Origin of the sequence: Salipiger bermudensis (assembly GCF_017309175.1) — a bacterium.
Lineage (GTDB): Bacteria > Pseudomonadota > Alphaproteobacteria > Rhodobacterales > Rhodobacteraceae > Salipiger > Salipiger bermudensis.
The window spans coordinates 1-3,686 of sequence record NZ_JAEKJV010000042.1 but is presented as its reverse complement, the minus strand read 5'-3'; the positions used below and the strand labels follow the sequence as shown (position 1 = coordinate 3,686).

The following is a 3,686-nucleotide window of genomic DNA, read 5'->3' as shown; positions in this document are numbered from 1 at the left end:
TGCCTGGCTGGCCGACATCCTCGACCGCATTCATGATCACAAGATCAACCGGCTCGAAGAACTGCTTCCATGGCAATGGACGCCATCACACTAATCCGCGGTCACAATCGGGCGGTTACGGACTGTTAGGCTCAGGACCCATTGATTTCCGCTGAGCAGCGTGATTCCGCGTTCGGAAAACGAGCGGTGACATGTCTGATCTCTTCTGTCTGAGCGACGCGCAGATGGCGCGTCTTGAACCCTATTTCCCGAAGTCCCACGGCAAGCCTCGCGTCGATGATAGGCGTGTGCTGAGCGGGATTATCTTCATAAACCGTAGTGGCTTACGCTGGCGGGATGCGCCGAAAGAGTATGGCTCTCATAAGACGCTTTACAATCGTTGGAAGCGATGGGGCGACAAAGGCATCTTTGCCCACATGATGGCCGGGTTGGCTCCTGTCTATCTCTTCGGCAAGGCCGTCTCCCTCGATACGCTCCGCGCTGAGAAGATGAAAAACATCGCAACCCTGGCCGAATAGAACCTCGAGGCCGCGCTGCAAACCCTGGTCGAGGCACGGCTCAACGTTCTGATCAGCGATGGCACCTCGAAGAGCAAGACGACCTTCGTATGGCACCTTCTGACCCATGTGAGCGAGCACGCGCGGCTTATCACCATTGAAGACGTCTTCGAGCTCTTCCCCGGCCAGCCGAACACCGTCGCCCTCCTGGCCGACCGCGGTTCCAGCTCGCAACGCAGCGCAAACGCCCATCTACAGGCCTCCCTACGCATGCGCCCGGACCGGATCATCGTCGGAGAGCTGCGCGGCGCCGAGGCGCTGACCTATCTCGAGGCGATCAACGCCGGGCATGGCGGGTCGGCCTCTGCGATCCATGCCGAGACTGCCGAACTCGCCATTGACCGCCTAGCAATCATGGTGCCGCAGGCTGGCACACCGCTGACCTTCTCCGAAGTGCGGAAGTACATCCGGAAGTCCATCGATGTGATCGTGCAGCTGGGGCGGGCCGAGGGGAAGCGGGGGATTACCGAGTTTTATCTGACCAAAAAAGCAGCTGGGGTAAGTTTCGAAGCCACCTCCAAATGAAACGTGTCATTAGACTTGGAATCAATCGAATACATCCATTGCCTCAACCTGATCCCAACTGAGCATCATAACTGGCTGTTTAGAATTCATCTTCAACGTAAGATGCTCAATGAATATCGGATGGATCGCAAAGACCAATGCCTTTAGAACATCATCACTTTCCAAGTTTTGAGCATACCTCGGATTGAAAAAGTAGAAATCAAAGTCATCCAGAGATACGCCTCCCAACTGAACCGAATCCGCCCGAATACCTAAGAACCCGACTTCGTAAAGAAATCTAACCTTCTGCCCGATTCCATTCATCTCACTCCGGCCATACATTTCGAACCGAAGACTCTGGAGCTTATCGCGAAGCTGATCATAAGTAAGTATCTGCTGTGAGGCTTTGAAAGAATCCAAGATTTCTCGAAGATTGGTGAACGTGTCCGCAAACTCACCCAGAAACTCTTCCTCCACAATTCTATGCGTCTGTTCCGAAATGATACGAGCAACATAGGCCGGCGAAACTTTTTCGTTTCTTTTGTTCGCCAACTCAGCTCGGGCAACAATGCGAGTATAGTGCAAAAGCACATCCCGCGGTCTAAAAAACGAATGCCGGAGGACATTTAGGAACAAATCAATAGAAAACGCCGCGCCGTTAATCTTCACGTCGACACTATCCGGCAAACTCCTTCCGCTTTCTTTCAGGATTTGTCTAAATCTACCAAGGGCTCGAGTTCTCGACTTATCCAATCGATCTTCTTTAATATCCCAGACCACTTGCAATCGCTTCCTTAACATCGTCAGAAGCTCGTATGGCTGCCAACTTATTTCTTCGTTAATCTCTCCAACGATTGCATCTCTCCGACGCAACTGCACCTCATATAACCGGTCTCTTGGAAGAGGCACGCAAAAATCTAAGTGAGGCCCGAGCATCTTGTAGAATTCCTGGTTCGGCGAAGAGTTGTCTGGGCTTCGCAAATGATCAATAAGCTCGACAAGCCCTTGGATCCAGAATATCTCCCTCTGTTCCCACCGCCGCCGTTGTTCTTCCGGTAGGTTTCTATCTTTAATATCCTTGCGATATTTCTGAATTTCGGTATCGAATCGGTCCAAACAAAAAAGAAATTTTCTATTCTTAGGATCGCGTCTAACCATTTCGATTAGACCATGATATCCAGACCCCAGAAGAAACTCGGTGCAAGACTGCACGTTTATCAAGCGCAACAAATCTGATTTGAATCGAGATTCACTCTCCGTAGAAGCGCTTGAGATGCAATCTTCTATGAATTCTCTAACGACGCCGACAGACATATTGAATAATGCCTCGTATCGCCCAGAGTCGTTTTCAAACCTTTCTGAATGCGTTTTCTTTGGAAGAAGATCTCCGACATGGAGTTCCTCTCCGCACGTCTTGACACTCTTAACCATACATAGTGAAAGGAAAATCGGCCAAATATAGTCAAAAACCTTAGACTCTTCAGCGGTAAAGGTCAAATCTCCTTCGGCGGACTTGAACGTTAGATCCTGCAGGAGATAATGAAGATTCCAGTCGTTCACCTCGACATCAATGGGGTCAAAATATATTTCCGAGTTTTGGTGTTTGTACACCTTCAAGAGCGTTGTTTTTCCAGACCCCTTCCTGCCAGTAAACGCAATTTTATGATATTTTCCGATAGCCCGGAATGCACCTGTCTTAACAAAGAAGTTTTTACTGAATTCATCAATCGTGAAGTTTGTCCGCTCCGCCTTTCTAAAAAAGGCGTCATTTACATCTACGTCTGCAAGCAGACTTTGGGCATCTGATGTGAATTCACCATCGGAAATAGCTGCAGGATCCAACAAAACACCGTCAACTGCTGTTTGTATTCTTTCGAGCTCCGGGTCACTCTCGCGCCAGCAGTCGAGCAGTTCACTGCTGATAGCATCAACGCTTGGCTTTGTTCGTGATGCAGTTCTATCTGGCAGATAGGCTGGCCCTGTTGTTTGTATGGGCTTAAATTGGCTCAAATCGCGCGCTAACTCCCTGCCATTAAAATAACTGGGCAATGCTTGATCAAAATTTGCCTTCCACACCACGGGTATGAACAACGGTGGCTTACCAAGTTGTCGACCTTCCAAACGATCGACGATGAACATATATTCTGTTAAAACACCGGATCTAATGTGCTGGTCACATTTCATCTTATAGTCCGGAGAGAACAAGGCCAACACTGCGTGAGCAGACAGAAGGTCCTCCTTCATGAACTTGCCCAGATCGGAACCACTCTTGTTATTAAAATACGCTTTGAATTCTATTTTTCCATCACATTCACGCGATAAATGATCTAAGAGAAACTTGATAGCGTCCTCGTCGCCATCAGTAGCAGAGAACGACACAAAGCAACTAATTTTTCTCTGCATACAATTCCCCGCCTTCAGATCCTAACTTGCTTTACAGTCATCTGCTCGAACCGAGCCTGTCAAGGAAAGATAGTGCCCCATAGCGTGGTGTAGGAATCCGCGGGCGTCGCCACATGCGACGCTGGCGGTCACCGTCGATCTTCGGAGAAGGTTCGGGTTGCGACACCTGAAACCTGAGACGGAGATGACGATGACCGACGACAGAATGGCTCTGATGGAGCT

The 3,686-nt window shown here is 49.5% G+C and carries 2 protein-coding genes and 1 pseudogene; 2 read left to right on the top strand and 1 reads right to left on the bottom strand.

Annotated features, from left to right (window positions below; translation table 11 throughout):
* A partial coding sequence (locus JF542_RS24215) for a transposase domain-containing protein (protein WP_207077592.1) occupies positions 1–94 on the top strand: 94 nt, incomplete at its 5' end.
* Positions 95–191: 97 nt separating this feature from the next.
* Positions 192–1,082 (top strand): annotated as a pseudogene (locus JF542_RS24205) (CpaF/VirB11 family protein).
* 21 nt (positions 1,083–1,103) lie between these two features.
* Here JF542_RS24205 and JF542_RS24200 read toward each other — a convergent pair.
* Complete coding sequence (locus tag JF542_RS24200) at positions 1,104–3,464, bottom strand: P-loop ATPase, Sll1717 family (protein ID WP_207077720.1); 2,361 nt, start codon at positions 3,462–3,464, stop codon at positions 1,104–1,106.
* Positions 3,465–3,686 lie beyond the last annotated feature (222 nt).